This is a genomic window from Variovorax sp. GW823-FHT04F07 (assembly GCF_058795995.1).
This window is the reverse complement of the sequence record NZ_JBXAIG010000005.1, coordinates 214,196-240,316: the sequence shown is the minus strand read 5'-3', so window position 1 is coordinate 240,316 and position 26,121 is coordinate 214,196. Positions and strand designations below refer to the sequence as shown.

Below are 26,121 nucleotides of genomic sequence, written 5' to 3'. Positions count from 1 at the left end.
TCATGCGGCCCCCCGCTTCGCGAGCGCGTCGAGCGCGTGGGTCTTGTCGGAGAACGGCAGGCGCTGGCCGGCGATCTCCTGCCACTCTTCGTGGCCCTTGCCGGCGATCAGCACCACGTCTTGCGGCGCGGCCTGGGCGATGGTTTCGGCGATGGCGCGCGCGCGGTCGACCTGCACGCGGGCCGCCTCGACGCGCGTGAAGCCGCGCAGCGCCTGGCTGATGATCGCGTCGGGGTTCTCGTTGCGCGGGTTGTCGCTGGTGAGCACGACATGGTCGGCCTGCCGCTCGGCGACGGCCGCCATCAGCGGGCGCTTGATCGGGTCGCGGTTGCCGCCGCAGCCGAACACGCACCACAGCGCGCCGCCGCGCTGTTTGGCCAGCGGGCGCAGGCCGGCGAGGGCCTTGTCGAGGGCGTCGGGCGTGTGGGCGTAGTCGACCACGGCCAGCGGCGCGCCGTCGGTCGGCTGCACGCGGTCCATGCGGCCCGGCACGCTGCTGAGATGGGCGCAGGCGGCCACGGCCTGGGCGAGCGTGAGGCCCAGCGCGCGCAGGGTGCCGAGCACGCCGAGCAGGTTGGCGACGTTGTACTGGCCGATGAGCCCGGTCGCGAGCCGTTCGGCCGGCGCCGTGCTGCCGTGCTCGGCCACGGTGAACTGCAGGCCCTGCGCGTCGTAGCCGATGTCGCGCGCCACCAGCCGCGCGGGCTTGCCGCCGGCCGAGACGGTCCAGACGTCGAGCGCGCCGATGCCGGCGTCCAGCAGGTTGGCGCACAGGCTGGCGCCGTGCATGTCGTCGATGTTGATCACCGCGGCGCGCAGGCCGGGCCAGCGGAACAGCTCGGCCTTGGCCTGCCAGTAGGCGTCCATGCTGCCGTGGTAGTCGAGGTGGTCCTGCGTGAAATTGGTGAACACGGCGACCGCGATGCGGCAGCCGTCGAGCCGGCGCTCGGCAATGCCGATCGACGAAGCCTCGATGGCGCAGGCGCCGAAGCCTTCGGTGACGAAGTCGCGCAGCGCGCGCTGCAGCATCACGGGATCGGGCGTGGTCAGGCCGGTGTAGGTGAGTTCGGGCGGCACGCCGATGCCCAGGGTGCCGACCACGGCGCAGGGCGACGGGGCGCCGCGCTCGGTGGTGCCGTCGGGACGCATGGCGCGCACGCCGCCGGCCGCGCGCAGCGTGGACAGCGACTCGGCCAGCCACCACGCGGTGGAGGTCTTGCCGTTGGTGCCGGTCACGGCCAGCAGGTCGAGCTGCGCCGAGGGGTTGTCGTAGAAGGCGGCGGCGATCGGGCCGGTGGCGGCCTTCAGGCCGGGGTAGCTCACGATGCGCTCGTCGCCGTCGAAACCGAAGGCGTCCACGCCCTCGTGCTCGACCAGGCAGGCCACGGCGCCCTGCGCCAGTGCGGCCGCCACGTGCTGGCGGCCGTCGGTGGCGGCACCGGGCCAGGCAATGAAGGCATCGCCCGGGCCGACCGCGCGGCTGTCGGCGAGCAGCGCGCCCTGCACGCGCTCTTTCAGCCAGAACGCGGCGGTGGTGGGGGAAGTGAGTGTCAGCATGTCAGAAGCTCTCGGGGACGTCTTGCGTCTGCACGAGGGGTTTGACCGCCAGATCGGGCGGGACGTTCATCATGCGCAGGGTCTGCTGCACGACTTCGCTGAACACCGGCGCCGCGGCGAGGCCGCCGAAATACTGGCCGTCGGTCGGCTCGTCGATCATCACCGCGACGATGATGCGCGGCTTCTCGATGGGCGCCATGCCGGTGAACCAGGCGCGGTACTTGTTGCTGGCGTAGCCCTTGCCGACCTGCTTGTGGGCCGTGCCCGACTTGCCGCCGACGGAGTAGCCCACCGTTTGCGCGCGCGTGCCGGTGCCGCCCGGGCCGGCGGCCATCTGCAGCATCTTGCGCACCGCGAGCGCGTTGGACGGCGAGAACACCCGCACGCCGACCGGCGGCTCGGTGTTCTTCAGGATGGTGACCGGAATGATGGAGCCGTCGTGCGCGAACGAGGTGTACGAATGCGCCATCTGGAACAGCGAGGCCGACAGGCCGTAGCCGTAGGCCATGGTGGCCTGCTCGACCGGCTTCCAGGTCTTCCACGGACGCAGCCGGCCCGTCACGGCGCCGGGGAACTGGATCTGCGGCTTCTGGCCGTAGCCCAGCGCGGTGTAGGTGTCCCACATCTCGTGGGGCGTCATCTTCTGGGCGATCTTGAGCGCGCCCACGTTGCTCGACTTCTGGATCACGCCCTCCACCGTCAGCGAGCCGTAGTTGTGGGTGTCGCTGATGGTGAAGCCGCCCAGCTGGTAGCGCCCGGGCGCGGTGTCGATGATGGTGGAGGGCTTGACGCGGCCGGCCTCCAGCGCCATCGCCACGGTGATGGGCTTCATGGTCGAGCCGGGCTCGAAGGTGTCGGTGAGCGCGCGGTTGCGCAGCTGCTCGCCGGTGAGGTTCTGGCGCTTGTCGGGCACGTAGCTCGGGTAGTTGGCCAGCGCCAGCACCTCGCCGGTGGTGCTGTCGAGCACCACCACGCTGCCGGCCTTGGCGCGGCGCGCGGTGACGGCGTCGCGCAGCTTCTGGTAGGCGAAGAACTGCACCTTGCTGTCGACGCTGAGCTGGATGTCGCGCCCCTCGACCGGCGGCACCTGCTCGCCCACGCCCTCGACCACGCGGCCCAGCCGGTCCTTGATGACGCGGCGCGAGCCGGCCTTGCCGGCCAGTTCCTTGTTGAACGCCAGCTCGATGCCTTCCTGGCCGTTGTCTTCCACGTTGGTGAAGCCCACCACGTGCGCCGCCGCCTCGCCCTCGGGGTACTGGCGCTTGTATTCCTTGCGCTGGTAGATGCCCTTGAGGTTGAGCGCCGCGATCTGCTTGGCGATGGGCTCGTCGACCTGGCGCTTGATCCAGACGAAGGTCTTGTCTTCGTCTTCGAGCTTCTTGTCGAAGTCCTTCTGCGGCATGCCGAGCAGCTTGGCCACCTGCTTGAGCTTGGCGCGCACCTCGGGGTCGTCGCGCTCCACGTCTTCGGGAATGGCCCAGATGCTGGGCGCCACCACGCTGGACGCCAGGATGAGCCCGTTGCGGTCGAGGATGCGGCCGCGGTTGGCCGGCAGCTCCAGCGTGCGCGCGAAGCGCACTTCGCCCTGGCGCTGGAAGAAGCTGTTGTTGAAGACCTGCACATACGCGGCCCGCCCCGCCAGCATGACGAAGCCGAAGGCGATGCCGGCGACGATGAACTTGCTGCGCCACACCGGCGTCTTGCTCGCAAGCAAGGGGCTGGTGGTGTAGCGCACGCTGCGGTTGCCGCGGCTCATCGGGCGGGCCTCGCGGTGGTGCCGGGCTTGGGCGGCGTGGTCGGCGGCAGCGGCGCGACGGCCGGGATCACCGAGCCGTCGGGACGCACGTACTGCGTGATGGCCGGCGAGGCCGTGCGCATCTGCAGCTGTTCCTTGGCCAGCTTCTCCACGCGCAGCGGCGTGGCCTGCGCGCGCTTTTCCACCTGCAGGCGGTCATGCTCGGTTTCGAGCTTGCGCGTCTCCTGCAGGGCGCGGTCGAACTCCGTGTAGAGCTGGCGCGACTGGTACTGGGTGTGCACAAGGTACAAAGCCGTCGCAATGACGGCCAGCAGAAGAAGCAGGTTGATGCGCGCCATGGCTACCCGGCCTCCGTGCGTTCGGCCACCCGGAGGATGGCGCTGCGCGAGCGCGGGTTGCCGCGCACTTCTTCTTCGGACGGCTTGATGCGCTCGAGCGCGTGCAGCTTCATCACCTTGGGCGCAGCGAAGGGCGCACGGCGGTCGTAGACCTCCTTCGAGTGCTTGGCGATGAACTGCTTGACGATGCGGTCTTCGAGCGAATGGAAGCTGATCACCGCGAGGCGGCCGCCGGGCGCGAGCACCGACAGGCTGGCTTCTAGCGCTTGTTGCAGCTCCTCAAGCTCGGCGTTGATGAAAATCCGAAAAGCCTGAAATGTGCGCGTTGCAGGGTTCTGGCCCTGCTCGCGGGTTTTGACCGTGCCAGCCACGAGCTCGGCCAGTTCGGTGGTGGTTGAAATTGCGCCCCGTTCTTGTCTGCGAGCAACAATCGCCTTTGCAATCTGAACAGCAAACCGTTCTTCGCCATAGTCACGGATCACCTCTGCAATTTGTTGAAGTTCGGCCGTTGCCAGCCATTCGGCCACGCTCTCGCCGCGCGTGGTGTCCATGCGCATGTCGAGCGGACCGTCGAAACGGAAACTGAAACCGCGCACCGGGTTGTCGATCTGCGGCGAACTCACGCCCAGGTCCATCAGCAAGCCGTTGACGCTGGCGTCGGGCAATTCGCCCAGCGAGCGGAATCCCTGGTGGCGGATAGAAAAACGCGCATCCGAGATGCGCGCTGCTTCGGCCACCGCTTCTGCATCCTTGTCGAATGCGATGAGCCTGCCTTCCGGCGCCAGCCGCGCGAGGATGGCGCGCGCATGTCCTCCGCGGCCGAAGGTGGCGTCCACGTACGTGCCCGTGGCTGCCGCGCTGCCGGAAAGAAGGGCTTCCACCGCCTCGTTCAACAAGACGGTCGTGTGGGTCAGGGGGGTGTTCACGGGGCTCCTCAGAACGCGAAGTCCTGAAACACATCCGGCATCTCGCCCTGGGTGGCCTCGGCCTCCTTGGCCTCGTAGGTGGCCTTGTCCCAGAGTTCGAAGTGGTTGCCCATGCCCAGCAACAGCGTCTCGCGGTTGATGCCGGTGGCGGCGCGCAGCTCGGGCGACACCAGCACGCGGCCGGTGCCGTCCATCTCGACGTCCATCGCGTTACCGAGGAAGACGCGCTTCCACCACTGCGCCGACATCGGCAGCGCAGCAATGCGTTCGCGGAATTTTTCCCATTCGGGACGGGGGAACACCATCAGGCATCCGTGCGGATGCTTGGTGATCGTGAGCTGGCCGCCTGCCGTGGCGCTCAGGACGTCGCGATGCCGGGTCGGCACGGAGAGCCGCCCCTTGGCATCCAGACTGAGCGATGAAGCGCCTTGAAACACGACCACGAAACCCCTGTGGTGGGAGGTGCCGCGACACCCGGAAGGGGCGTTGCCCGCACTTTTTCCCACTTAACTGCACTTTTTTCCACTGTAGCAGGAAACACTTGCGACGCAACTGGGGCCCGGGGGTATTTTTTGTAATGGAATCAACGACTTAGCGCCGATTTCCAAACCTGGAAATCGGCGAATTGTGTTGAAAATGAAGTACTTAGCTCACGCAGTGAAAGTGATGCGTGAAGGACGACCCCGTTACAGGGGCCGAGGGAGGCGGCTTCAGAGGATGAAGCGCGAAAGGTCTTCGTCGTGACTTAGTGCCGCGAGGCGCTCGTCGACATACGCGGCATCGATGCGGACCGTCTGGCCCTCGATGCGGGTGGCATCGAAGCTTACCTCATCGAGCAGGCGCTCCATCACGGTCGAGAGGCGGCGCGCGCCGATGTTCTCGGTGCGCTCGTTCACCTCGAAGGCGATGGCCGCCAGCCGCGTGATGCCGTCGGGCGCGAAGTCGAGCGTCACGCCTTCGGTGGCCAGCAGCGCCTGGTACTGCTTCACGAGCGAGGCGCGGGTCTGCGTGAGGATGCTCTCGAAGTCCGACACCGAGAGCGATTGCAGCTCGACGCGGATCGGAAAGCGCCCTTGCAGCTCGGGAATGAGGTCGCTGGGCTTGCTCAGGTGGAAGGCGCCGCTTGCGATGAACAGCATGTGGTCGGTGCGCACCACGCCGTACTTGGTGGACACGGCCGTGCCCTCCACGAGCGGCAGCAGGTCGCGCTGCACGCCCTGGCGCGACACGTCGGAGCCCTGCGCTTCGCTGCGCGTGGCGACTTTGTCGATCTCGTCGATGAACACGATGCCGTTCTGCTCGGCGTTGGCAATGGCCTGCGTGCGGATCTCGTCCTCGTTGACCAGCTTGCCGGCCTCTTCGTCGATCAGGAGGCGCATCGCCTCGGCGATCTTGAGCTTGCGCGTCTTGCGCTTGCCGCCGCCGAGCTGGCCGAACATGCCGCGCAGTTGCTCGGTCATTTCCTCCATGCCGGCCGGGCCCATGATCTCCAGCGGCGCGCGGGTCTCGGCGAGGTCGAGCTCGATTTCCTTGTCGTCGAGCTGGTGCTCGCGCAGCTTCTTGCGGAAGGCCTGGCGCGTCGGGTTGGGGCTGTCGAGTGCGGGCGCAGCGCCATCGACGCCGCGCGCCGGAGGCAGCAGCGCGTCGAGGATGCGCTCCTCGGCCGCGTCTTCGGCGCGGGCGCGCACCTTCACGCTTTCGGATTCGCGCGTCTGCTTGACGGCGATCTCGGCGAGGTCGCGAATGATCGAGTCGACGTCCTTGCCCACATAGCCCACCTCGGTGAACTTGGTGGCCTCGACCTTGATGAACGGTGCATCGGCCAGGCGGGCCAGGCGGCGGGCGATTTCGGTCTTGCCGACGCCCGTCGGGCCGATCATGAGGATGTTCTTGGGCGTGATCTCGTGGCGCAGCTTCTCGTCGACCTTCTGGCGGCGCCAGCGGTTGCGCAGCGCGATGGCCACGGCGCGCTTGGCGGCGGGTTGGCCGACGATGTGGTTGTCCAGCTCGGAGACGATTTCCTGGGGGGTCATGGACATGGTCAGAGCGCTTCCACCGTGTGGTTCATGTTCGTGTAAATGCAGATTTCTCCGGCGATCGCCAGCGATTTGCGCACGATCTGCTCGGCCGAGAGCTCGGTGTTGTCGATCAGCGCCTTGGCCGCCGACTGGGCGTAGGCGCCGCCCGAACCGATGGCGATCACGCCGTCTTCAGGCTCCAACACGTCGCCATTGCCGGTGATGATGAGCGAAGTCGTGGCGTCGGCCACGGCCAGCATGGCCTCGAGCTTGCGCAGCACGCGGTCGGTGCGCCAGTCCTTGGTGAGCTCGACCGCCGCGCGGGTCAGGTGGCCCTGGTGCTTCTCGAGCTTGGCCTCGAAGCGCTCGAAGAGCGTGAAGGCATCGGCTGTGGCGCCGGCGAAACCCGCCAGGACCTTGCCGTGATAGAGCCGCCGCACCTTGCGCGCCGTGCCCTTGATGACGATGTTGCCGAGAGTGACCTGCCCGTCCCCGCCGATGGCGACCTGATCGCCTTGGGGGGTCTTGCGGCGCACGCTCACGATGGTGGTGCCGTGAAACTGTTCCATCGCAGCCATCTGGGGATGGGCCCCGCCAATGCAACCCTTGCGGTCGGACAAACTGCTGGCGGAAAACACGGCCGCGCAGGGGCCGCGGAACCCCTGTGACGAGGTCAGTTCTTGCGGACCGCGACCGTGGCGTGGTCGGTGATGCCGATCAGCCCGAACAGCGCGGCAATCAGCCGGTGGGCGTCGACGAACTGCACCCGCTCACCGTTCGCATCGCGCTCGCGGACCCAGCTCAGCAGCGTGCCGGCCGCCGTCAGGTCCATGCGCAGCAGGGCCGCGCACGAGATCACCGGCGCCGTTGTGTGGCGCAGGTCGTGGTCCAGGCGCTGCCAGCACGACAGCGAGTCGCCGCGCAGGTCGCCCGCCAGCGCGGCAAAGCCGCTGTCGGTGGACGGGAAGCTCTCGGAATCGCCCCCGACCGACAGCAGCGACCACACCGAGCTCGGCCGGCTTGCCGGCGGCGCGGCCAGCGAGGTGCACTCGCCCTTCGGGTCCTGCCAGGACGGCGGCGACACCTCGTAGGTGATGCAGTAGTTGAGTGCCACCAGCTCGAAGTCGTCGGGCAGGTGCATCATGCGCAGCGCCGCCAGGCGCAGCTGCCACCAGGCGTCGTCGGGATGGCGCTCGTTGTTGGGCGTGGCCGCGGCCAGCACGGCCATGAGTTGCGAGGCGCCGAAGAAGCGCAGCTGCACCGGCGAATCGGACCAGTGCGCGAACAGGATGCGCAGCGGCGCGGCGGCCGGCGGATCGATCTCGGTGAGCGCGCGCCAGTCGAGCGTCCAGACCATGCCGGCCTGCGAGAGCGCGCGCGTGAGCGCCATGAGCCCCTCGCGCGTCAGGTGCGCGGGGCTGGCCCAGTCGGCGGCGCCGGTGGTGTCGGAGGCCGCCTCGGCGTCCTCGCTGGCGGTGACGGCCTTCACGCTGCGGGCGAGCTCGTCGAGCGAGACCCAGTCGGGACCCATGCGCTTCATGCGCTGCGCATAGCGCATGCGGGCGGCCGCGAACTTGGCGGCGTCGCCGGTGGCGCGGTACAGGTCGAACAGCGCGCGCCAGCGGGCGTCGTCGCGCTCCAGCGTGACGGCTGCGGTCGCGTCGTCGGCGGCGAACGCACTTTCGGCGGCCAGCGCCTGCAGCAGGATGGCCTCGGCGCCGGTGTCGTCGCCGTGCGCGAAGCGGATCACCGCTTCTTCAAGTGCGCCGTCATGTGCAAGGCGCGACGGCTGCGGTGCCGGGGCGGCTGCCGCAGCGGCAACCGCTGGCGCTGCGGCCACGGGTGCGGAAGCGGCCGGTGCGCCCTGCCCGGCCGGCTCAGCCGGCAACTGGTCGCCGCCGCTGTCGACCGGCGGCAGCGTTTCAGCGCCCGCGTCGGGCGGCGGATTGACCAGCGTCTCGCCGTTCGGCCCGCGGCCCTTCCACCACTGCTGCGACATCTGCTCTTCGATCTCGTCGATCTTCTTGAGCGTGAGTGCGCGGCCTTCGGATTTTTCGGAGGTGCTGTTGAGGTTGAACGACGACGGCGTGACCGTTGCCTCGAAGGCATGGGCCGCCGCCTCGCGCTGGCGCAGCTTGCGCAGCATGTCGAACTCGCGGCGGCGCACGAAGTCGTTGCGCTGGCGCCGCTCGATCATTTCCTTCAGCATCTCGCGGCTGTAGGTCTGCTCGGGCAGCGACGAGTCGGAGGACGGCGTGTCCAACTCCGACCAGTCTTTCAGGGGATTTCGAACGAACTTGGCCACCTTCGAGAAAAGGCGGCCTGACTCTTCCTTTGGCATTCAGAGAAGGTTATCGAAAGCGCGGGTTCCGTTCTACCGTGCAGCCGTTCAATCCCCGAACATTTTCTGCTTCAGCTCGCGGCGCTGCTGCGCTTCGAGCGAGAGCGTGGCGGTCGGGCGGGCCAGCAGGCGGCCGACGCCAATGGGCTCGCCGGTCTCGTCGCAGTAGCCGTAGTCGCCGGCGTCGATGCGCTGGATCGACTGCTCGATCTTCTTGAGCAGCTTGCGTTCGCGGTCGCGCGTGCGCAGTTCGAGCGCGTGCTCTTCCTCGATGGTGGCGCGGTCGGCCGGGTCGGGCACGACCACGGTGTCTTCGCGCAGGTGCTCGGTGGTTTCACCGGCGTTCTCGAGGATGCCGCGCTTGAGTTCTTCGAGCTTCAGGCGGAAGAACGCCATCTGCTTGTCGTTCATGTACTCGTCGTCGGGCATCGCGATGACCTCGGCGTCGCTCAGCTCTGCGGGCGTCTTGGTCTTCCAGTTGTTGGCCAGCTTTGGGTCTTTCTTGACGGCCAGGGGCGGCGGCGGCACCAGCGCGGTGGAAGGCGCCTGCGAGAAGCTGGATTTGGCGGCGGTCGAGGCCACGGATTGCGGCATCGAGGGCACGGTCAGTTGCGACAGCCGGGACACGCGGCCACCACGCGCAGCGGGAGCGGGCGTAGCGGGGATCGAGGGTGTCGCCGGGGCGGAAGAAGAGGCGGCAGCCGTTTTTTTCATGGGGGTCGGGGGAGCAGAAAGGGCGGCCGCAGGACGGCCGACCGGTTGGGATGACGTAGGCGCCGCGCCCGCGGACTTGGTTGCGGGCTTGGCGGACTTCTTGGCAGCCGCGGTCCCGGTCTTGGCCGGGGTTGCCGCAGGCTTCTTGGCAGCGCTTTTCTCTTTCGCGGCAGAGGCAGCAGCAGCGGTGGCAGAAACCTTCTTCGTCGCGGGTACAGCCTTCACAGCCGTCGCCTTCTTTGCGGCGGGCTTGGTGGCTGGCGTGGCCTTGGCGGCGGGTTTCTTCACGGTGACTGGCTCCTTGTACGAACTGGAACGCGCTTTCACTGGGTGTCTCCTCCCAAGGGAACCGTTGCGGGTGTCAGGCCGCGTCGGCTCACGTTGTCGGGGGCGTCCTCAAGTGGTGAACCCCGGGGTTATACCCCCGAAAGCCCGCCAAAAACCCTTGGCGCCCCGTGCCGTAAGTCATATCTCGCCCCTGTGGACGAAGCATGGCTCCCGGAACAGGCGCGCGATTGTATAGAGAACTCGAAACGCAAGGCCATCGGGTGACGCACTGCCCTGCTCCGTTAGCATCGCCCGGCGCCATCACAGGGGGTGGCGCAGGCACGCCGCGGGTCGGGGAGACACCGCGGCGGCCCTTCAAACAACCGATCGGAAAATAATCTTGAGCAAAAAAGCAGTATTGGGAGTCCTGGCCGCGGCCATCGCCGTCGCCTACGGCGGCAGCACCTGGTGGGCCGGCACGCAAATCAAATCGAGCTATGACGTCGCCCTGGGCGAACTGCCCAAGCAGACCGCGCTGGTGCGCGTGATCGAGCGCAGCTACGAGCGCAACTTCTTCGGCGCCGTGAGCACCGTGACGCTCGAACTGGGTTGCCCGGCCGAAGCCGAAGCCGCCACCGCCCCTGCCGCGTCGGCACCCGCCGCCGCACCGGCTGCCGCCACGACCGATGTCGCCGAGGCCGCGACCGAAGGCGACGAAGAAGAACCCGCCGAAGACGACAACGACGCCGCAGCCACCCCGCCCAAGCCCGTGCGCATCACCATCCGCGACACCATCCGCCACGGCCCGATCGCCGGCGCCACGCTGGCCGCGGCCGTCATCGACAGCGAACTGGTGCTCGACGCCAAGGCGCAGGCCGAGGCCGAGAAGCTGTTCGGCAAGGCCAAGCCGCTGACCGCGCGCACCCAGGTCGGCTTCGGCGGCGGCTTCACCAGCGACTTCACCGTCGCGCCCGCCAAGCTGGCCGAAGAAGGCAAGGGCGAGTTCGCCTGGCAAGGCGCACAGGCCCGCCTGGACATGAACGCGGCCCGCACCCATGTGCGCTACGACATGACGATGCCGGGCCTGGACGTCAGCACCGCCTCCAAGGGCGTGCAGCTGAAGATGGGCAAGTTCACCGCCAAGGCCGACATGGACGGCAGCGCCGGCTGGATGCTCGCCACCGGCAAGTCCGAAGGCCGCCTCGACAGCTTCGAGCTGAACGCGCCCAAGGGACTGGGCCTGGGCGCGGGCACCGAGGCCGCCCCCGCCAAGGCGATCAAGGTGCTGCTGCAAAGCATCGACCTGACCGGCGAAGCCACCATCAAGGACGGCCTGTACGCCTCCGAAGGCGCCTTCAAGGGCAAGGGCAAGGTCAACGAGACCGCGATCGACAAGTTCGAGATCGCCAGCAGCGCGCGCCGCATCCAGGCGGCCGGCTACAAGAAGCTGGCCGACGCCTGGCTGCAGTCGACCGCCGGTGCCGGCTGCGGCCAGCGCAGCAAGGCCCAGAAGGACGCGATGCAGGCGCTCATCGAGCAGCTCGCGCCCGACCTCAAGGCCATGGCCAAGCACAGCCCCGAAGCCGGCCTGGACCGCCTGCTCGTCGAGATCGGCGGCCACAGCGCCGAGCTCAGCTACTCGGTGGCCCTCGCCGGCGTGACCGACGAAGACCTGCAGCTGCCCGGCAACGCGCTGGTGCTCAAGCGCGGCGTGCTCAAGGCCAACGCGCGTGTGCCCGTGAAGTGGATCGAGAAGCTGGCCGAAACCGGCGCCGAGAGCGGCCGCACGCCGCCGCCTGAAATGCTCGCGGGCCTGATCGAACAGGGCGAAGCCAACGGCTACGTGAAGCGCACGGGCGACGACCTGGTCAGCCAGGTCGAGTTCAGCGAAGGCCAGCTCAAGCTCCTGGGCAAGCCGATGGGGAACTTCGGCAAGTAAGCACTGCCACCCAATGAGAAACGGCGCTGACCGCAAGGCCAGCGCCGTTTTTATTTCTTCAGCTCAAGCGGGCGTACTCAGACCAGGCACTGCTCCAGACCCTGCTCCAGGATCTCGCGCGGCAGCTCGATGCCGATGAACACCATGCGGCTCTGGCGCGCCTCGTCCTTGCCCCACTCCGGGCCCAGGTCGCTGCCCATGAGCTGGTGCACGCCCTGGAAGATCACCTTGCGCTCGGTGCCCTTCATGTTCAGCACGCCCTTGTAGCGCAGCATGCGCGGGCCGTAGATGTTGACGATGGCGCCCAGGAAGTCTTCGAGCTTGGCCGGGTCGAAGGCGCGGTCGGCCTTGTAGACGAAGCTCTTGACGTCGTCGTCCGTGTGGTGATGGTGGCCGTGGCCCTCGTGCTTGTGCGAGGGGTGGTCGCACGCCTCGCCATGCGCGTGGTCATGGTCGTGATGGTCGTGGTCGTCTTCCTTCAGGAAGTCGGGGTCGATGTCCAGCTTGGCGTTCAGGTTGAAGCCGCGCAGGTCGAAGATGTCCTTCAGCGGCACATCGCCGAAGTGCGCCTTCTGCTGCGGCGCGCGCGGGTTCATGTGCTTCAGGCGATGGATCAGCGCGTCGGTCTCTTCGGCCGACACCAGCTCGCTCTTGCTGATGAATATCTGGTCGGCAAAGCCCACCTGGCGGCGCGCTTCCTGGCGGTCGTTGAGCTGTTGCGGCGCATGCTTGGCATCGACCAGCGTGAGGATCGAGTCGAGCAGGTAGCTCTCGGCGATCTCGTCGTCCATGAAGAAGGTCTGCGCCACCGGGCCGGGGTCGGCCAGGCCGGTGGTCTCGATCACCACGCGGTCGAAGTCGAGCAGGCCCTGGCGCTTCTTGGCGGCCAGCAGCTGCAGCGCCTCGCGCAGGTCTTCGCGAATGGTGCAGCACACGCAGCCGTTGCTCATCTGCACGATCTGCTCCTTCGACTCGGTCACGAGGATGTCGCTGTCGATGTTCTCTTCGCCGAACTCGTTCTCGATGACCGCGATCTTCTGGCCATGGGCCTCGGTCAGGATGCGCTTGAGCAGCGTGGTTTTGCCCGAGCCGAGAAAGCCGGTCAGGATGGTCGCGGGAATGAGGGCCATGGCGGGGGTGTCCGGAAGAGCGAAGGCGGGAAGTTTAGCGGGCGGAGCCGGGCGCCGCAGAGGCGGCGGGGGGAGGCCCTACGGGGGACATGTGGCGGGTTCGCAGGGGCGCACATTGGCGATCCATGCTCGGCCCAGCAGGCCCGCATGCTCGTCCACCAGCACCGGGTCGCCCCGATGGATCACGCCCATGGCGTGTGTGTGGCGCACCCCCTCCACGGTCAGAGCGATGGTTTCGCCGGGCTTGCGCCACGAGGCCAACGCCACGGTGTAAACGGGGTAACTCCCGGTGACGTGCTTCCCGTTCCGGGAATACGTGTTCTGCCGCCGCTCGCTACGGTCCACCACCCGGGTCGCATGAACGGCGGGTGACGACGGACGCCATCGATTGACGACGTCGCTCAGGGATCCTTCCGATGCCCAGGCACCCAGCTGGTACGAGCCCCAACTGCAAACGGTGACGGCGACGGCCGCGATGAGCGCGCCCCGCCATCTGACGTCCTGGATCAGGCGGAACAAGCACGCGAGGACCACGATGTTCAGCAGCGGCCACGCCTCCACCGCCTTCTGGGCAGTGCTGAGATCCGGCTCGATGTAGTTTTTCGGACCCCATTCACCCCAGGTGAACAGCGCGATTGACGGCCAGCCCGGAACCAGCATCGCGCCGACCACCAACACGCAGAGGACCATGACGACCAACAGAAGATGCGCCACCGGCACCGAAACGCCCCACCGCTTCGCGAGTGCCGCAGCCAGATTTTTTCCGTCGAGTTCGGCGTTGCCGGCGGCGGGCGTGTTGCGCGCACTCCCCCTCGCCTTGCGCTGCGCAGGCGCGCCCTCGCCACGACGCCTGTACTTGCCGCGGCTCATCCCTCGGCCCGGCCCATCGCCACGCTCAAGCAGACTTCCTCACCACCACAAGCCCCTTCAGGTATTCGCCCTCGGGAAATTCGATGGTCATCGGGTGGTCCGGCGCGGCGCCCAGGCGTTCGGTAATGTAGCCGTCCACGCCGGCGTCCAGCCCCGCCGAGGCCACGATCTTGTGGAACAGGTCGGCGCTGATGCCGCCCGAGCAGGAAAACGTGAGCAGCACGCCGCCCGGCTCCAGCAGCTTGAGCGCCAGGCGGTTGATGTCTTTATAGGCACGCGCCGCGCGCTCGGCGTGCGCCACCGTGGGCGCGAACTTCGGCGGGTCGAGCACGATGGCGTCGAAGGTGCGGCCCTGGTCGATGAACTCGCGCAGCACCGTGTTCACGTTGGCGTCGAGAAACTCCGTGGCAATGCCCTGCCCTTCGAAGCCGTTGAGCGCCAGGTGCGCGCGCGCCCGCTCGAGCGCGGGTTGCGACGAATCGACCGACACCAGCGAGGCGCCCTCGAGCGCCCCGGCCGCCTTCAGGCCCGCGAGCGCCGCCACGGTGAAGCCACCCGTGTAGCAGAAGCAGTTGAGCACGCGCCGGAAGCGCCGGTGCTGCGCCAGCTCGGCAAAGCGCTGGCGGCTGTCGCGCTGGTCAAGGTAGAAGCCGGTCTTGTGGCCGGTGGCGATGTCCAGCGACAGCTGCCAGCCGTGCTCGCGGATCGTGATCTGGGTGGGGCCTTCGCCGCGCAGCCAGCCCGTGACCGGCTTCAGGCCCTCGCGCTCGCGGCCGCTGGCGTCGGAGCGCTCATACAGCTTGGTGAGCCCCGTGGCCTTGAGCAGCGCATCGGCCAGCACGTCTTTCCAGCGCTCCACGCCGGCCGACAGAAACTGCGCCACCAGCGTGTCGCCGTAGCGGTCGACGATCAGCCCCGGCAGGCCGTCGGCCTCGCCGTGCACCAGCCGCACGCCGTCGCTCTGCAGGTCGAACAGGCCCCGCGCATGCACTGCGCGCGTGCAGACCGTGGAAAAAAAAGCAGCGTCGATGCGCTGCTTCTCGTCAAAGCTCCAGGCCCGTGCCCGGATCTTGGAGGTGGGGCCGAAGGCCGCCCACGCGAGGAAGTGGCCGTCGTGCGACTCCACGCGCACCGTTTCCCCCGAGTCCGCGCCGCCGCGCGCAATGGCGGATTCGAAGACCCAGGGATGGCGGCGTTGGAGCGAGCGCTCCTTGCCCGGCTTGAGGCGGAGGGTTTTCATGGGAGATGAATGAAAGAAGAAATGAAAGACGAAAGAAAACGATGCAGGCGACGGGCCGTGGCTACTTGCCGTCCTTGTCCGGCCGGGCCTTGGCGCGCGGATGCGCCGCGTCGTAGACCTTGGCCAGGTGCTGGAAGTCCAGCCGCGTGTAGACCTGCGTGGTCGCGATGTTGGCATGGCCCAGCAGCTCCTGCACCGCGCGCAGGTCGCTGCTCGACTGCAGCACGTGGCTCGCGAACGAGTGGCGCAGCATGTGCGGATGCACCGGCGCGGCCAGGCCGGCCTTCAGGCTGCGCTCGCGCAGCAGCTTCCACACCGCCTGCGACGACATGCGCGCACCGCGCGCGCTGACGAACAGCGCCGGCTCCTGGCGCTCGCCGCGCACCGCGAGCCAGTCGCGCAGCGCCTCGGCCGCCTTGCTGCCCACGGGCACGCTGCGCCGCTTGCTGCCCTTGCCGAGCACGTGGGCTTCCATGGCGTCGAGGTCGACCCAGCCGAGCGCCGTGGCGCTGGCCTGTGCGTCGAGCCCCGTGAGCTCGCTCACGCGCAGGCCGCAGCCATACAGCATTTCGACGATGGCGCCGTCGCGCGCTTCGGTCCAGGGGTCGGCCTCGGGGTCGTGCAGCTCGGCCAGGCGCACCGCGTCGTCCACGCCCAGCGCCTTCGGCAGCGGCCGGCCCGCCTTGGGCGCGTGCACGTCCTGCACCGGGTTGAAGCCGATCAGCCCTTCATGACCGAGCCAGCGGTAGAAGCTGCGCCAGCACGACAGCACCAGCGCAATGCCGCGCGGCTCGCGCCCGGCGCTGTGCAACTGCGCCATCCAGCGGCGGATGTGGGCGGTCTGCACGCGGTCCAGCGGCAGGTTGGCCTCGGCGGCATGGTCGGTCAGCGCGCGCAGGTGGAAGGCATACAGCTCGACCGTGCGCGGCGCGAGCCGACGCTCCACGCGCACGTGTTCGAGGTATTTGTCGATCCATTCCATGGTGTCGTCGTGCTCCGTGCGGCGCCCGAGCCCGTTAGCTAGAACAGATAGCCCAGCGATGCATTGTTCACGATGGCGGCGGGCTCACGCAATGCGCCCTTGAACAGCATGCCCCAGCGGCGCCAGCACGAGGTGGGCGCGGCGGCGTACTGCACGTCGAAGGCCTGGTCGAAGCCGCTGGCACGCACCAGCCGCTCGATGCGCCACAGGTGGTACGGCTCCGACACGATGATCACGCTGCGCACGCCCTTGGCTTCCAGCAGCGTGCGCGACAGCGACAGGTTGGCGCGCGTGGACGACGACACCGACTCCAGCACCATCGGCCCCGTGTAGCCCTCGGCCGTGGCGTGGTCGCGCATCACCTCGGCTTCGATGCGGCCGTCTTCCACGTCGACGCCGCCCGAGAACACCAGCGTCTGCGCGCGACCGGCGCGCGCCAGCACGATGCCCTGGTCGACCCGGCCCGTGAGGCAGGGATTGGGCTTGCCGTCGAGGTAGGCGCGGTTGCCCAGCACCAGCGCCACGTCGGCCGCGCGCGGCAGCGGGCCGGCCAGTGCGGCCTCGGCACGCTGCCAGATCACGCCCGCGATGGCGGCGTAGGTGAGCACACCGGCCAGCAAGACCACGCACAGGCCGGTCAGCCAAGGCCGGCGGCGCCACCCGCTTCGCGCGGAACGGCTCAAGGGCGCAGCCGCGACAGCGCGCCCGACGACAGCTCGGCGATGCGCTCGAGAAAGTCCGTGCCCATTTCGGCGTTGAAGCGCTGCGCGTCCGGCGAGGCCAGCACCAGCAGGCCGAAGGCCGGCGACTCGGCGTCGGGGCGCAGCGGAATCAGCGCGATCGACGCGGCGCCCTGCGGCTCGGGCAGCCAGTTGGCCGCCTCGAAGCCCGCGTTGAGCCCGCAGTAGGGCGACGTGAGCGAGGTGGCCAGCGCCTTCACGTCGTCGCTCACCCACTGGGCATAGGCTTCGTTCAGGTACTCGGTGCCGCAGTCCCACACCTTGATGGCCGTTTGCGGCACCAGGAACAGCGACTGCAGGTCGACCGCGATGCGGTACGGCAGGCTGCGCGGGTCGCGCGTGGTCAGCAGGCCCTTGGTCCAGCGCTGCAGGCGGTCGGCGATAACCACGTTTTCGGTGCCGTGGCGCACCATGTCCATCAGGCGGTGCTCCAGCGCCTTGATCTTCTCGCGCAGCATCTCGGCCTGGCGCTCCTGCAGGCTCACGGCGCGGTTGCCGTGCGGGCTGGTGAGCTGCACCTGCGCCAGCAGCTGGGCGTGGCGCTCGAAGAAGTCGGGGGTGTTCGACAGGTAGTTCGCGATGTCGTCTTCGGTGATCGGGTTCATGGCGTTGTTGTCGTGGGTGAATGGGGTCATGGCTGTTCCGAAATGTCGGGCACGTCGATCTCGCCCTCGAACACCGTCGTGGCCGGTCCTGTCATGAGCACCGGCCGGCCGTCGCCCTGCCACTCGATCGTGAGAATGCCGCCGTGCGTCTGCACGTCGACACGGGAATCCAGCAGCCCCAGGCGAATGCCCGCCACCACGGCCGCGCAGGCGCCCGTGCCGCAGGCCAGCGTTTCGCCGGCGCCGCGCTCGAACACCCGCAGCTTGATGTGGGTACGGTCGACCACCTGCATGAAGCCCGCGTTCACGCGCTGCGGAAAACGCGGGTGGTGCTCGATCTGCGGGCCCTGCTCGGCCACGGGCGCGGTGTCGACGTTGTCGACCACCTGCACCGCGTGCGGGTTGCCCATGGACAGCACCGCTACCGAAACGATAGCGCTGCCGGCCCGGGTGCCCAGTGCGAGGTGCCATTTCTGCCACGCGCCTTCGTGCTGCGGGTCGAGCCCGGCCGTGTCGAAGGGCACGCGCGCCGGCTCGAAGACCGGGGCGCCCATGTCGACCGTCACGCGGCCGTCGTCGCCCATGCGCGGTTCGATCACGCCGGCCAGCGTCTGCACGCGCACGTCTTTCTTCTCGGTCAGGCCGTGCTCGCTCACGAAGCGCATGAAGCAGCGCGCCCCGTTGCCGCACTGCTCCACCTCGCCGCCGTCGGCGTTGTGGATCACGTACTGGAAGTCGATGCCCTCGGCGGGCGACGGGCGCACCGTGAGGATCTGGTCGGCGCCGACGCCGAAATGGCGGTCGGCCAGGAAGCGGTACTGCGCGGCGCTGAGGCCCAGCGTGCCGCGCGTTTCGTCGAGCACGACGAAATCGTTGCCGGCTCCCTGCATCTTGGTAAAGCGGATTCGCATCGCCGGATTATCGCCACCGGCGGCGCCCTTCGCGCCGGAAGGGCCGCAGGGCGCGGCCCTTTCGACACACCCGGCCTCAGCCCTGGATGAACGCCAGCAGGTCGGCGTTCACCTGCGCCGCGTGCGTGGTGCAGGTGGCGTGCGGCGCGCCGGCGTACAGCTTGAGCTGGCTGCCCTTGATCATTTCGGCCGCCAGCTTGCCCGTGGCCTCGAAGGGCACGACCTGGTCGTCGTCGCCGTGGATCACGAGCGTGGGCACGTCGATCTTCGCCATGTCGGGGCGGAAGTCGGTCTCGGAGAACGCCGTCACGCAGTCGATGGTGGCCTTGATCGAGGCCTGCAGCGCGATCTGCAGCGTCTGCTTGAACACGCCCTGCGACACCTTCGCGCCCGGGCGGTTGGTGCCGTAGAACAGCGTGCTGAAGTCGTCGATGAACTGCGCCCGGTCGGCGGCCAGCCCGGCGCGGATGCCCGCGAACAGCGACGCCTCGGGGCCCACGGGATGGTCGGGCGTCTTCATGAACAGCGGCGTCACCGCGCTGATGAGCGCCAGCTTCGCCACGCGGGCGCTGCCCTTGCGCGCGAGGTAGCGCGTGACGTCGCCGCCGCCCATCGAGAAGCCCGCCAGGATCACGTTTTTCAGGTCGAGCGTTTCGATCAGCTCGGCGATGTCGTCGGCGAAGGTGTCGTAGTCGTAGCCGGTCCAGGGCTGGCTGGAACGGCCGAAACCGCGGCGGTCGAACGCGATGACGCGGTAGCCGCGCTCGGCGAAGAACAGCATCTGGGCGTCCCACATGTCGGCGCTCAGCGGCCAACCGTGGCTGAAGACGATGGGCTGGCCGCTGCCCCAGTCCTTGTAATAGAGCTCGGTGCCGTCGCGAAGGGTCAGTGTGGTCATGGTTTTTCCTTGAGATGGACGAAAGGGTGAAAGGGAAAGAGAAAGAATCCGCGCCGCTCAGAGCGCCAGGAAGTGATGCACCTCGGGCTTGCCCGGGCCGATGTGAAAGCGCAGCGCCTCGGCCTGCAGGTCGGCGTCGGCGTGCGACACGCGGTGGTGCTGGCGCAGGTGCTCGGCCCACGACTCCACGAGGAACCACTCCATCACGCGCTCGGCGTCGGCCGTGTGCTCGTGCACGCCCCAGGCGTAGGCGCCGTCGCGGCGGCGCTCCAGCGACAGCCGCTTCATCGCATCGAGGAACGCCGGCCGGTCTTCCTTGCGGATGCGGTACTCGACCTGAATCATCACGGGCCCGCGGTCGTGCGCCACCGGCTCGGCCAGGAGCGGTTCGGGCCAGTGGTTCGAGGCCTGCAGGTCGGCTTCGCCGGCGGGCAGCCGCACGCGATGGAACACCAGCCCCATCACCACCAGCCCCACGGCGCCCGCCACCAGCGTGGCCGGCACGCCGATCTGCTGCGCCACCAGGCCCCAGCCCAGGCTGCCGGCGGCCATGGCGCCGTTGAACACCGTGAGGTACACGGCCAGCCCGCGCCCGCGCACCCAGTTCGGCAGGATCGACTGCGCCACGCCGTTGAGCGTGGTCAGCGCAATGATCCAGCCCAGCCCGAGCACGCCCAGCATCGGCACCGCCAGCCACTGCGGCGGCGCGAACACCAGGGCGCCCATCACCGCGGCGGTGAGCAGCGAGGCCAGCAGCAGCATGCCGTCGGCATCGAGCCGGGCACGCAGCCGCGGCATCACCAGCGCGCCGCCGATGGCGCCCGCGCCCACGGCGCCGAGCAGGATGCCGTAGAAGCTCGCCGTGCCGCCGAGCATCTGGCGCGCCACCAGCGGCAGCAGCGCCCACACCGAGCTGGCGAACAAAAAGAACACCGCCGCGCGCAGCAGCACCACGTGCAGCTCCTTGCTGGCCCGCGTGTAGCGCAGGCCCGCGCGGAAGGCGCCGAAGAAGTTCTCGGACAGCCCGCTGTCGACCGCCGCCGGGCGCTTCCACCACAACAGCGCCGCGATCACGAACACGTAGCTCAGCACGTCCAGCCCGTAGGTGGCGGCCGCGCCGAAGCTCGCCAGGATCAGCCCGCCCGCCGCCGGCCCGATGGAGCGCGCGATGTTGATGCCCAGCGAGTTCAGCGCCACCGCGCCCTTGAGCTCGCTGCGCGGCACCAGCTCCGGCACGATCGACTGCCAGGTCGGCCCCATGAGCGCCGCGCCGATGCCGCCCACGAAGGTCAGCGCGATCAGGTACTCGACCGTGAGCGTGCCCGTGTGCGACAGCACCAGCAGCGTGCCGCTCACCGCGGCCAGCAGCACCTGCACGAAGATCAGGAAGCGCCGGCGGTCGAGGATGTCCGACAGCACCCCCGCCGGAATCGCCAGCAAAAAGATCGGCAGCGTCGCCGCCGTCTGGATCAGCGCCACCGCCGTCGGGCTGGCCGACAGGTCGGTCACCAGCCACGAGCTGGCCACGTCGCGCATGAAGCTGCCGATGTTGCCCAGCACCGTGGCGGCCCACAGCACGGCAAAGACCGGCTGGCGCAGCGGCGCGAACGCGCCGGCGGCTTTGGCTTGGGGCTCAGTCATCGTGGCGCTCCTGGAGGTCGAGCCAGGCGACCAGCACGAAGCCGCCGACCAGGCCCAGGTGTTCGAAGAAGGAGTTGGCCGCCATGAAGCGTTCCTGCCCCAGCGGCATCTCCCAGAAACGCAGCGCGACGAAAGTCGCCATGAGCGTGAAGCCGCCCAGCGCGAGCGCGCCGAGCCAGCGCCAGAAGCCGGCGAGGATGAGCGCCGCGGCGCCCAGCTCCAGCACGATCACCGCCACGGCCAGCGGGCCGGCCGGCGACAGGCCGAAGTGGTTCATCTCGGCGATGGCGGCGTTGAAGTCCAGTGCCTTGTTCAGGCCGCCCTGCAGGTAGGCCGCGCACAGCAGCAGCAAGGCGATCCAGCGCACGGCGGGCGACAGGGTCCAGTGCATGGCCTTCATCACACCGCCCAGCAGGCGCAACCCAGCGCGCCCCAGAAGCTCTTCAGGTCGGCGATGGGCAGCTTGCTGCTCCAGGCCGTCGCGTGGCTGTGGCCGTGCACGTTGCAGTCGTTGGCGCAGGCGCACGACATCGCGGCGTTGCGCATCACCTTCTGCAGCGGCGCGCCTTCCGCGGACCGCGCCGTGTCGGCCCAGCCCGCATAGCCGCCGAAGGTGCGCGCGGGCGACCAGTCGGGCATGGCGGGCGGCAGGCCGCCTTCGTCGTGCGCGGCGAACGGGCCGGCGCCGTAGACCACCTTGCCGCCCACCATCGTGAGCAGCGCCGTGGTGTCGGCAATCTCCGATTCGGCGCAGGCGAAGAAATCGCGGTCGGGCACCACCAGGTCGGCCAGCTGGCCTTCCTGGATGCGGCCCTTCTTGCCCTCCTCGTTCGAGAACCAGGTGACGTTCTCGGTCCACATGCGCAGCGCGGCTTCGCGGTCCAGGCAGTTGCGCTGCGGGTACAGCTGCATGCCGCCCACCGTCTTGCCCGTGACCAGCCACGACAGCGACACCCACGGGTTGTACGAGGCCACGCGCGTCGCGTCGGTGCCGGCCGACACCTTCAGGCCGCGCTCGAGCATCTTCTTGACCGGCGGCGTGGCCTCGGCCGCGCCGGGGCCGTAGCGCTCCACGAAGTACTCGCCCTGGTAGGCCATGCGGTGCTGCACCGCCACGCCGCCGCCCAGCGCGGCGATGCGGTCCATCGACTTTTCGGAAATCGTCTCGGCATGGTCGAAGAACCAGTTCAGGCCAGCCAGCGGCGTGTCCTTGTTGACCTTCTCGAACACGTCGAGCGAGCGGCTGATGGTTTCGTCGTAGGTCGCGTGCATGCGCCACGGCCAGCGGTTCTGCGCCAGGATGCGCACCACGCCTTCGAGGTCGCCTTCCATCTCGGGCGCCATGTCGGGGCGCGGCTGGCGGAAGTCTTCGAAGTCGGCCGCCGAGAACACCAGCATCTCGCCCGCGCCGTTGTGGCGGAAGTAGTCGTCGCCCTGCTTGTACCTGGAGTTCGCGGTCCAGTTCAGGAAGTCGTCCTTCTCGGCCTTGGGCTTCTGCGTGAAGAGGTTGTAGGCCAGGCGGATCGTGAGCTGCCCGTCGTCGTGCAGCTTCTGGATCACCTCGTAGTCGTCGGGGTAGTTCTGGTTGCCGCCGCCCGCGTCGATGGCGCCCGTCACGCCCAGGCGGTTGAGCTCGCGCATGAAATGGCGCGTGGAATTGAGCTGGTAGTCGAAGGGCAGCTTCGGCCCCTTGGCCAGCGTGGCGTACAGGATGGCCGCGTTCGGCTTGGCCAGCAGCAGGCCCGTGGGGTTGCCGGCGCTGTCGCGCACGATCTCGCCGCCGGGCGGCGCGGGCGTGTCCTTGGTGTAGCCCACGGCGCGCAGCGCGGCGCCGTTGAGCAGCGCGCGGTCGTACAGGTGCAGGATGAACACCGGCGTGTCGGGCGCCACCGCGTTCAGCTCGGCCAGGGTCGGCAGGCGCTTCTCGACGAACTGGTGCTCGGTGAAGCCGCCCACCACGCGCACCCACTGCGGCGCGGGCGTGATCGCCACCTGGCGCTTGAGCATGCCCATGGCATCGGCCAGGCTCTTCACGCCGTCCCAGCGCAGCTCCATGTTGTAGTTCAGCCCGCCGCGAATGATGTGCAGGTGGTTGTCGATCAGGCCCGGCAGCACGCGCTGGCCTTGCAGGTCGATCACGCGGGTGTGGCTGCCGGCCAGCGGCAGCACGTCTTCGGCGCGGCCCACGCGGGTGAAGCGGCCGTCCTTGATGGCCACCGCGTCGGCCGTGGGGTTGGCACGGTCCAGCGTGGTGAAGCGGCCGTTGCGCAGGATGAGGTCGGGGGTCTGGGTGGTGGCCATGGTGGATGCGGGTGCGAGGGAGGTGGCTGCGAAGGCGCCGAGGGCGCCCAGGAAGTGGCGGCGTTGCGGGTCGGGGGCGTTCATGCGTCGCTCCGCTCGGACGGGCGGCTGCCGGCGGCAGTCTTCGCCGCCCCGGGCTGCGCGCAGGTCGGCAGCTTGCCGAACACGTGCGGCTTGACCTGGTCATGCAGCCACGAGGTGGCGGCCGGCCGGTCGAACACCTGCCGCACCAGCGGCGGGATCTGCTCGCCGAGCAGGATGCCCAGCAGGCCCACCAGGGCGATCACCGGCGGCGCCGGCGAGCGCACCTGGAAGAGCGCGTAGATCACGCCGACCAGCAGGCCGAGCGCGAGGGAAACGACATAGGTCTTCATGGTCGGTCGGCCTTGCGGGTGCTCTGCGCTCAACCCTCGTGGGCGCCGAACATCGTCTTGGCGTACGTCACGCCCAGACCGTAGGCGCCGCCCACCTTCTTCGCAATACCGGTCGTCAACTCGTAGGTGTCGCCACGCGCCCAGTCGCGCTGCAGCTCCAGCAGGTACTGCAGCGAGGTCATCGGCTGCGCGCCGGCCTGCACCATGCGCTCCATCGCGCGGTTGTGCGCCTCGGTGGACACGTCGCCGCAGGCGTCGGCAATCACGTACACCTCGAAGCCCTGGTCCAGCGCCGACAGCGCGGGGCCCACGATGCACACGCTGGTCCACAGGCCGGCCAGCACGATGCGCGGCTTGCCGATGGCGTTCACGCGCTCGATCACGGCGGCGTCTTCCCAGGTGTTCATCGAGGTGCGGTCGAGCATCTTCTGGCCGGGGAAGGCGTCGGTGATCTCGCTGAACATCGGGCCCGAAAAACTCTTCTCGGCCACCGTCGTGAGGATGGTCGACACCTTGAAGCCCGCCGCCGCCTGCGCCACCAGCGCGGCGTTGTTGCGCAGGTTCACGGCGTCGATCGAGTGCGTGGCAAAGGCCATCTGCGACTGGAAGTCGATCATCACCAGCGTGTGGTCGGTGGGGGTGAGCAGCTTGGCGCCGGCGGTGGGGGTGGCTTGGACGGTCATGAAAGGCTCCTTCGGCAAAGTTGGGTGCGTGGATATTCGATTCGGTTCACAATCGCTTTCGGAGGGAATCTCCTTGGCGTGGGCTGAATCATCCGGTGCACGCAGGGCCCCATCGACGAAACTTTTCACCATCAATGATCGAAGTTTTCGATCATTCCTTTTTGCTGCGAGGAACGCCCCGTGCTCAAGCTCACCCTGGAAGCCATCGAGGTCGTCGACGCCATCGCGCGCCACGGCTCCTTTGCCGCCGCCGCCGCGCGGCTGAACAAGGTGCCCTCCACCATCTCCTACGCCGTGGGCAAGCTCGAAGAACAGCTCGGCATGCTGCTGTTCGAGCGCAACGGCCCGCGCGTGACCCTCACCGCCGCCGGCGAAGAAATGCTCAAGGAAGGCCGCTGGCTGCTCGGCGCCGCGAGCGACCTCGAATCGCGCATGCGGCAGATTGCCACCGGCTATGAATCAGAGCTGCGGCTGGTGCACGACTCGCTCATTCCCACGCAGGCCTTCATGGACGACATCCGCGCCTTCGAAGACCTGCGCTGCGGCACGCGGCTGCGCATCGGCTGCGAGGCGCTCACCGGCAGCTGGGAGGCGCTGCGCGAGGGCCGCGCCGACATCGTCGTGGCCGCGGGCGAAGGCCCGGCCGGCGGCGGCCACCAGGCCGTGGCCGTGGGCAGCCTGGCGTTCGCCTTCTGCGTCGCGCCCACCCACCCGCTCACGCGGCTGAAGCGCCCCGTGCAGCGCGGCGACCTCATCGACTGCAACGCCATCGTGGTCGGCGACACCGCGCGCACCCTGTCGGACCGCACCGTGGGCCTCATGGCCGGCCAGCCGCGCATCACCGTGCCGTCGATGGCCGCCAAGGTCGCCTGCCAGGTCGCCGGGCTGGGCCACGGCTTCCTGCCGCGCGCCTGCATCACCGACGAGCTGGCGCGCGGCACGCTGGTCGAACTGCCGACCGAGGAACCGCGCGCACCCGAGGCCTTCTGGCTCGCGTGGAAAACCGGCGCGCAGGGCCAGGCGCTGCGCTGGTGGCGCGAGCGGCTGCACCGCACGCTCGTGCCCGCGCTGCTGCCGCGCTCGTTCCTCTGAGAGAAGAAAAAAGAGAGGTTGCCGCTCAGCCGCCGGCGCGCAGCTTGTCGAGCGCCCGGTCGAGAAACGCCAGCCGGTCCTGTCCCCAGAAGCGCTCGCCGTTCAGGATGAACGTGGGCGCGCCGAACACGCCCGCTTCCACCGCGTCGGCGCTGTTGGCGCGGTACACCGCCAGCACCTCGGCCGACTGCTCCAGCGCCTGCAGCGCCGCGCCGTCGTAGCCGTTCTCGTCGGCGATCGCGATGCGCACCGCGGCCTGCGCCGTGTCGCGCTCCTCGGCCCACAGCGCGCGCAGCAGCGCGTGCGACAGCGGCTGCGCATCGAGGCCCTGCAGCTGGGCGGCGATCACCATCCAGCCGGGGTACTTGTTCCAGTTCGGGTCGGTCGGCGCGCCCTTCGGGTAGTGCGCGGGCTCCAGGTTCATCGGCATGCCGAGGTAATCGCGCCAGCGCGACAGCTCCAGCGCGTGGTACGTGCGGCGCGGCTCCGGGCGCGTCTTCAGCGGAATGCCGCCGGTCTGCGGCACCACCGCCTGGAAGTCGTAGGGCTTGAGCGTGAGCTGCACATGGTGGCGGCGCACGATGTCTTGCAGTTGCGGGCCGCCGAGGTAGGCCCAGGGCGAGGAAAGGCTGTAGTAGCAGTCGATGGCGATCATGCGGGAATTATCTTCAGCCCCCGGCCGGCGCGCCGCGCGCTGCGGCCATACACCTCGCAACGCACCGCCTCGCGAACGCGGTGAAACTACGCCCCTTGCGCGTTGTGCATCGGCCGGGCCCTGCCCTTGCGATGCCACGCCGC

Annotated in this window: 25 protein-coding genes; 2 read left to right on the top strand and 23 right to left on the bottom strand. The window is 68.8% G+C overall.

Going from position 1 to position 26,121, the window contains the following annotated elements; translation table 11 throughout:
• The 9 genes from AC1RAA_RS22985 to dksA all read right to left on the bottom strand — a co-directional run bounded on the left by AC1RAA_RS22985 (position 1) and on the right by dksA (position 9,875).
• On the bottom strand, positions 1-1,557 hold the full coding sequence (locus AC1RAA_RS22985) for a UDP-N-acetylmuramoyl-L-alanyl-D-glutamate--2,6-diaminopimelate ligase (protein WP_070060131.1): 1,557 nt from the start codon (positions 1,555-1,557) through the stop codon (positions 1-3).
• A 1-nt stretch (position 1,558) separates the two neighbouring features.
• The gene (locus AC1RAA_RS22980; RefSeq protein WP_095743607.1) at positions 1,559-3,313 is read right to left on the bottom strand and encodes a peptidoglycan D,D-transpeptidase FtsI family protein; all 1,755 of its coding nucleotides are present in this window, start codon (positions 3,311-3,313) and stop codon (positions 1,559-1,561) included.
• Positions 3,310-3,651, bottom strand: a complete 342-nt coding sequence (ftsL, locus tag AC1RAA_RS22975; RefSeq protein ID WP_062474236.1) for a cell division protein FtsL — start codon at positions 3,649-3,651, stop codon at positions 3,310-3,312. Before ftsL ends, AC1RAA_RS22980 begins: the two co-directional genes overlap by 4 nt.
• Before the next feature lie 2 nt (positions 3,652-3,653).
• Positions 3,654-4,577 (bottom strand): 16S rRNA (cytosine(1402)-N(4))-methyltransferase RsmH, encoded by a 924-nt coding sequence (gene rsmH, locus AC1RAA_RS22970; RefSeq protein WP_062474238.1) that lies wholly within the window; start codon positions 4,575-4,577, stop codon positions 3,654-3,656.
• A gap of 8 nt (positions 4,578-4,585) precedes the next feature.
• Entirely contained in the window at positions 4,586-5,014 is a 429-nt protein-coding gene (gene mraZ, locus AC1RAA_RS22965) for a division/cell wall cluster transcriptional repressor MraZ (protein ID WP_056576192.1), read from the bottom strand.
• A gap of 273 nt (positions 5,015-5,287) precedes the next feature.
• Positions 5,288-6,616, bottom strand: coding sequence for an ATP-dependent protease ATPase subunit HslU (gene hslU / locus AC1RAA_RS22960; RefSeq protein ID WP_492731818.1), 1,329 nt, complete (start codon positions 6,614-6,616; stop codon positions 5,288-5,290).
• A 2-nt stretch (positions 6,617-6,618) separates the two neighbouring features.
• Positions 6,619-7,164: an ATP-dependent protease subunit HslV gene (hslV, locus tag AC1RAA_RS22955; RefSeq protein ID WP_056508874.1), complete on the bottom strand. Its 546-nt coding sequence runs from the start codon at positions 7,162-7,164 to the stop codon at positions 6,619-6,621.
• Between the two features lie 104 nt (positions 7,165-7,268).
• Entirely contained in the window at positions 7,269-8,858 is a 1,590-nt protein-coding gene (locus tag AC1RAA_RS22950; protein ID WP_492731816.1) for an STAS domain-containing protein, read from the bottom strand.
• A 126-nt stretch (positions 8,859-8,984) separates the two neighbouring features.
• Positions 8,985-9,875, bottom strand: a complete 891-nt coding sequence (gene dksA, locus AC1RAA_RS22945; protein ID WP_409574652.1) for an RNA polymerase-binding protein DksA — start codon at positions 9,873-9,875, stop codon at positions 8,985-8,987.
• Positions 9,876-10,317: 442 nt separating this feature from the next.
• Between dksA and AC1RAA_RS22940 the strand changes: the two genes are divergently transcribed.
• On the top strand, positions 10,318-11,856 hold the full coding sequence (locus AC1RAA_RS22940) for a YdgA family protein (protein ID WP_492731814.1): 1,539 nt from the start codon (positions 10,318-10,320) through the stop codon (positions 11,854-11,856).
• 77 nt (positions 11,857-11,933) lie between these two features.
• Here the strand turns inward: AC1RAA_RS22940 and AC1RAA_RS22935 are convergent, their stop codons facing one another.
• From AC1RAA_RS22935 to AC1RAA_RS22875, 13 genes are all read right to left on the bottom strand, one after another.
• Positions 11,934-12,986: a CobW family GTP-binding protein gene (locus AC1RAA_RS22935; protein ID WP_062474247.1), complete on the bottom strand. Its 1,053-nt coding sequence runs from the start codon at positions 12,984-12,986 to the stop codon at positions 11,934-11,936.
• Positions 12,987-13,064: 78 nt separating this feature from the next.
• Positions 13,065-13,856, bottom strand: a complete 792-nt coding sequence (locus tag AC1RAA_RS22930) for a hypothetical protein (protein WP_492731812.1) — start codon at positions 13,854-13,856, stop codon at positions 13,065-13,067.
• Between the two features lie 25 nt (positions 13,857-13,881).
• Positions 13,882-15,096, bottom strand: coding sequence for a class I SAM-dependent rRNA methyltransferase (locus AC1RAA_RS22925; protein ID WP_492731810.1), 1,215 nt, complete (start codon positions 15,094-15,096; stop codon positions 13,882-13,884).
• A gap of 61 nt (positions 15,097-15,157) precedes the next feature.
• Positions 15,158-16,078 carry a tyrosine recombinase XerC gene (locus tag AC1RAA_RS22920; protein ID WP_492731808.1) on the bottom strand — a complete coding sequence of 307 codons (921 nt, stop codon included), beginning with the start codon at positions 16,076-16,078 and terminating at the stop codon, positions 15,158-15,160.
• Between the two features lie 38 nt (positions 16,079-16,116).
• A complete protein-coding gene (locus tag AC1RAA_RS22915; protein ID WP_369644761.1) occupies positions 16,117-16,761 on the bottom strand; it encodes a YdcF family protein in 645 nt (214 codons plus the stop codon).
• Complete coding sequence (locus tag AC1RAA_RS22910; protein ID WP_095948166.1) at positions 16,758-17,453, bottom strand: DUF484 family protein; 696 nt, start codon at positions 17,451-17,453, stop codon at positions 16,758-16,760. Before AC1RAA_RS22910 ends, AC1RAA_RS22915 begins: the two co-directional genes overlap by 4 nt.
• Positions 17,450-18,334, bottom strand: a complete 885-nt coding sequence (gene dapF / locus AC1RAA_RS22905; RefSeq protein WP_070060139.1) for a diaminopimelate epimerase — start codon at positions 18,332-18,334, stop codon at positions 17,450-17,452. The genes AC1RAA_RS22910 and dapF overlap by 4 nt, the downstream gene beginning before the upstream one ends.
• A 76-nt stretch (positions 18,335-18,410) precedes the next feature.
• Positions 18,411-19,232, bottom strand: coding sequence for an alpha/beta fold hydrolase (locus AC1RAA_RS22900; protein ID WP_492731805.1), 822 nt, complete (start codon positions 19,230-19,232; stop codon positions 18,411-18,413).
• Positions 19,233-19,289: 57 nt separating this feature from the next.
• Positions 19,290-20,873: an MFS transporter gene (locus tag AC1RAA_RS22895; protein WP_070060141.1), complete on the bottom strand. Its 1,584-nt coding sequence runs from the start codon at positions 20,871-20,873 to the stop codon at positions 19,290-19,292.
• Complete coding sequence (locus tag AC1RAA_RS22890; RefSeq protein ID WP_492731803.1) at positions 20,866-21,264, bottom strand: DoxX family protein; 399 nt, start codon at positions 21,262-21,264, stop codon at positions 20,866-20,868. The genes AC1RAA_RS22895 and AC1RAA_RS22890 overlap by 8 nt, the downstream gene beginning before the upstream one ends.
• 8 nt (positions 21,265-21,272) lie before the next feature.
• Positions 21,273-23,174: an amidohydrolase gene (locus AC1RAA_RS22885; RefSeq protein WP_492731886.1), complete on the bottom strand. Its 1,902-nt coding sequence runs from the start codon at positions 23,172-23,174 to the stop codon at positions 21,273-21,275.
• Positions 23,175-23,254: 80 nt separating this feature from the next.
• On the bottom strand, positions 23,255-23,548 hold the full coding sequence (locus AC1RAA_RS22880) for a DUF1427 family protein (protein WP_492731801.1): 294 nt from the start codon (positions 23,546-23,548) through the stop codon (positions 23,255-23,257).
• A gap of 29 nt (positions 23,549-23,577) precedes the next feature.
• On the bottom strand, positions 23,578-24,231 hold the full coding sequence (locus tag AC1RAA_RS22875) for a hydrolase (RefSeq protein ID WP_062474264.1): 654 nt from the start codon (positions 24,229-24,231) through the stop codon (positions 23,578-23,580).
• A 180-nt stretch (positions 24,232-24,411) separates the two neighbouring features.
• On the opposite strand from AC1RAA_RS22875, the gene AC1RAA_RS22870 reads away from it, so the two are divergent.
• On the top strand, positions 24,412-25,323 hold the full coding sequence (locus AC1RAA_RS22870) for a LysR family transcriptional regulator (protein WP_056575757.1): 912 nt from the start codon (positions 24,412-24,414) through the stop codon (positions 25,321-25,323).
• Positions 25,324-25,348: 25 nt separating this feature from the next.
• Here AC1RAA_RS22870 and AC1RAA_RS22865 read toward each other — a convergent pair whose 3' ends face one another.
• On the bottom strand, positions 25,349-25,978 hold the full coding sequence (locus AC1RAA_RS22865) for a 2-hydroxychromene-2-carboxylate isomerase (protein ID WP_070060143.1): 630 nt from the start codon (positions 25,976-25,978) through the stop codon (positions 25,349-25,351).
• Between the last annotated feature and the right edge of the window lie 143 nt (positions 25,979-26,121).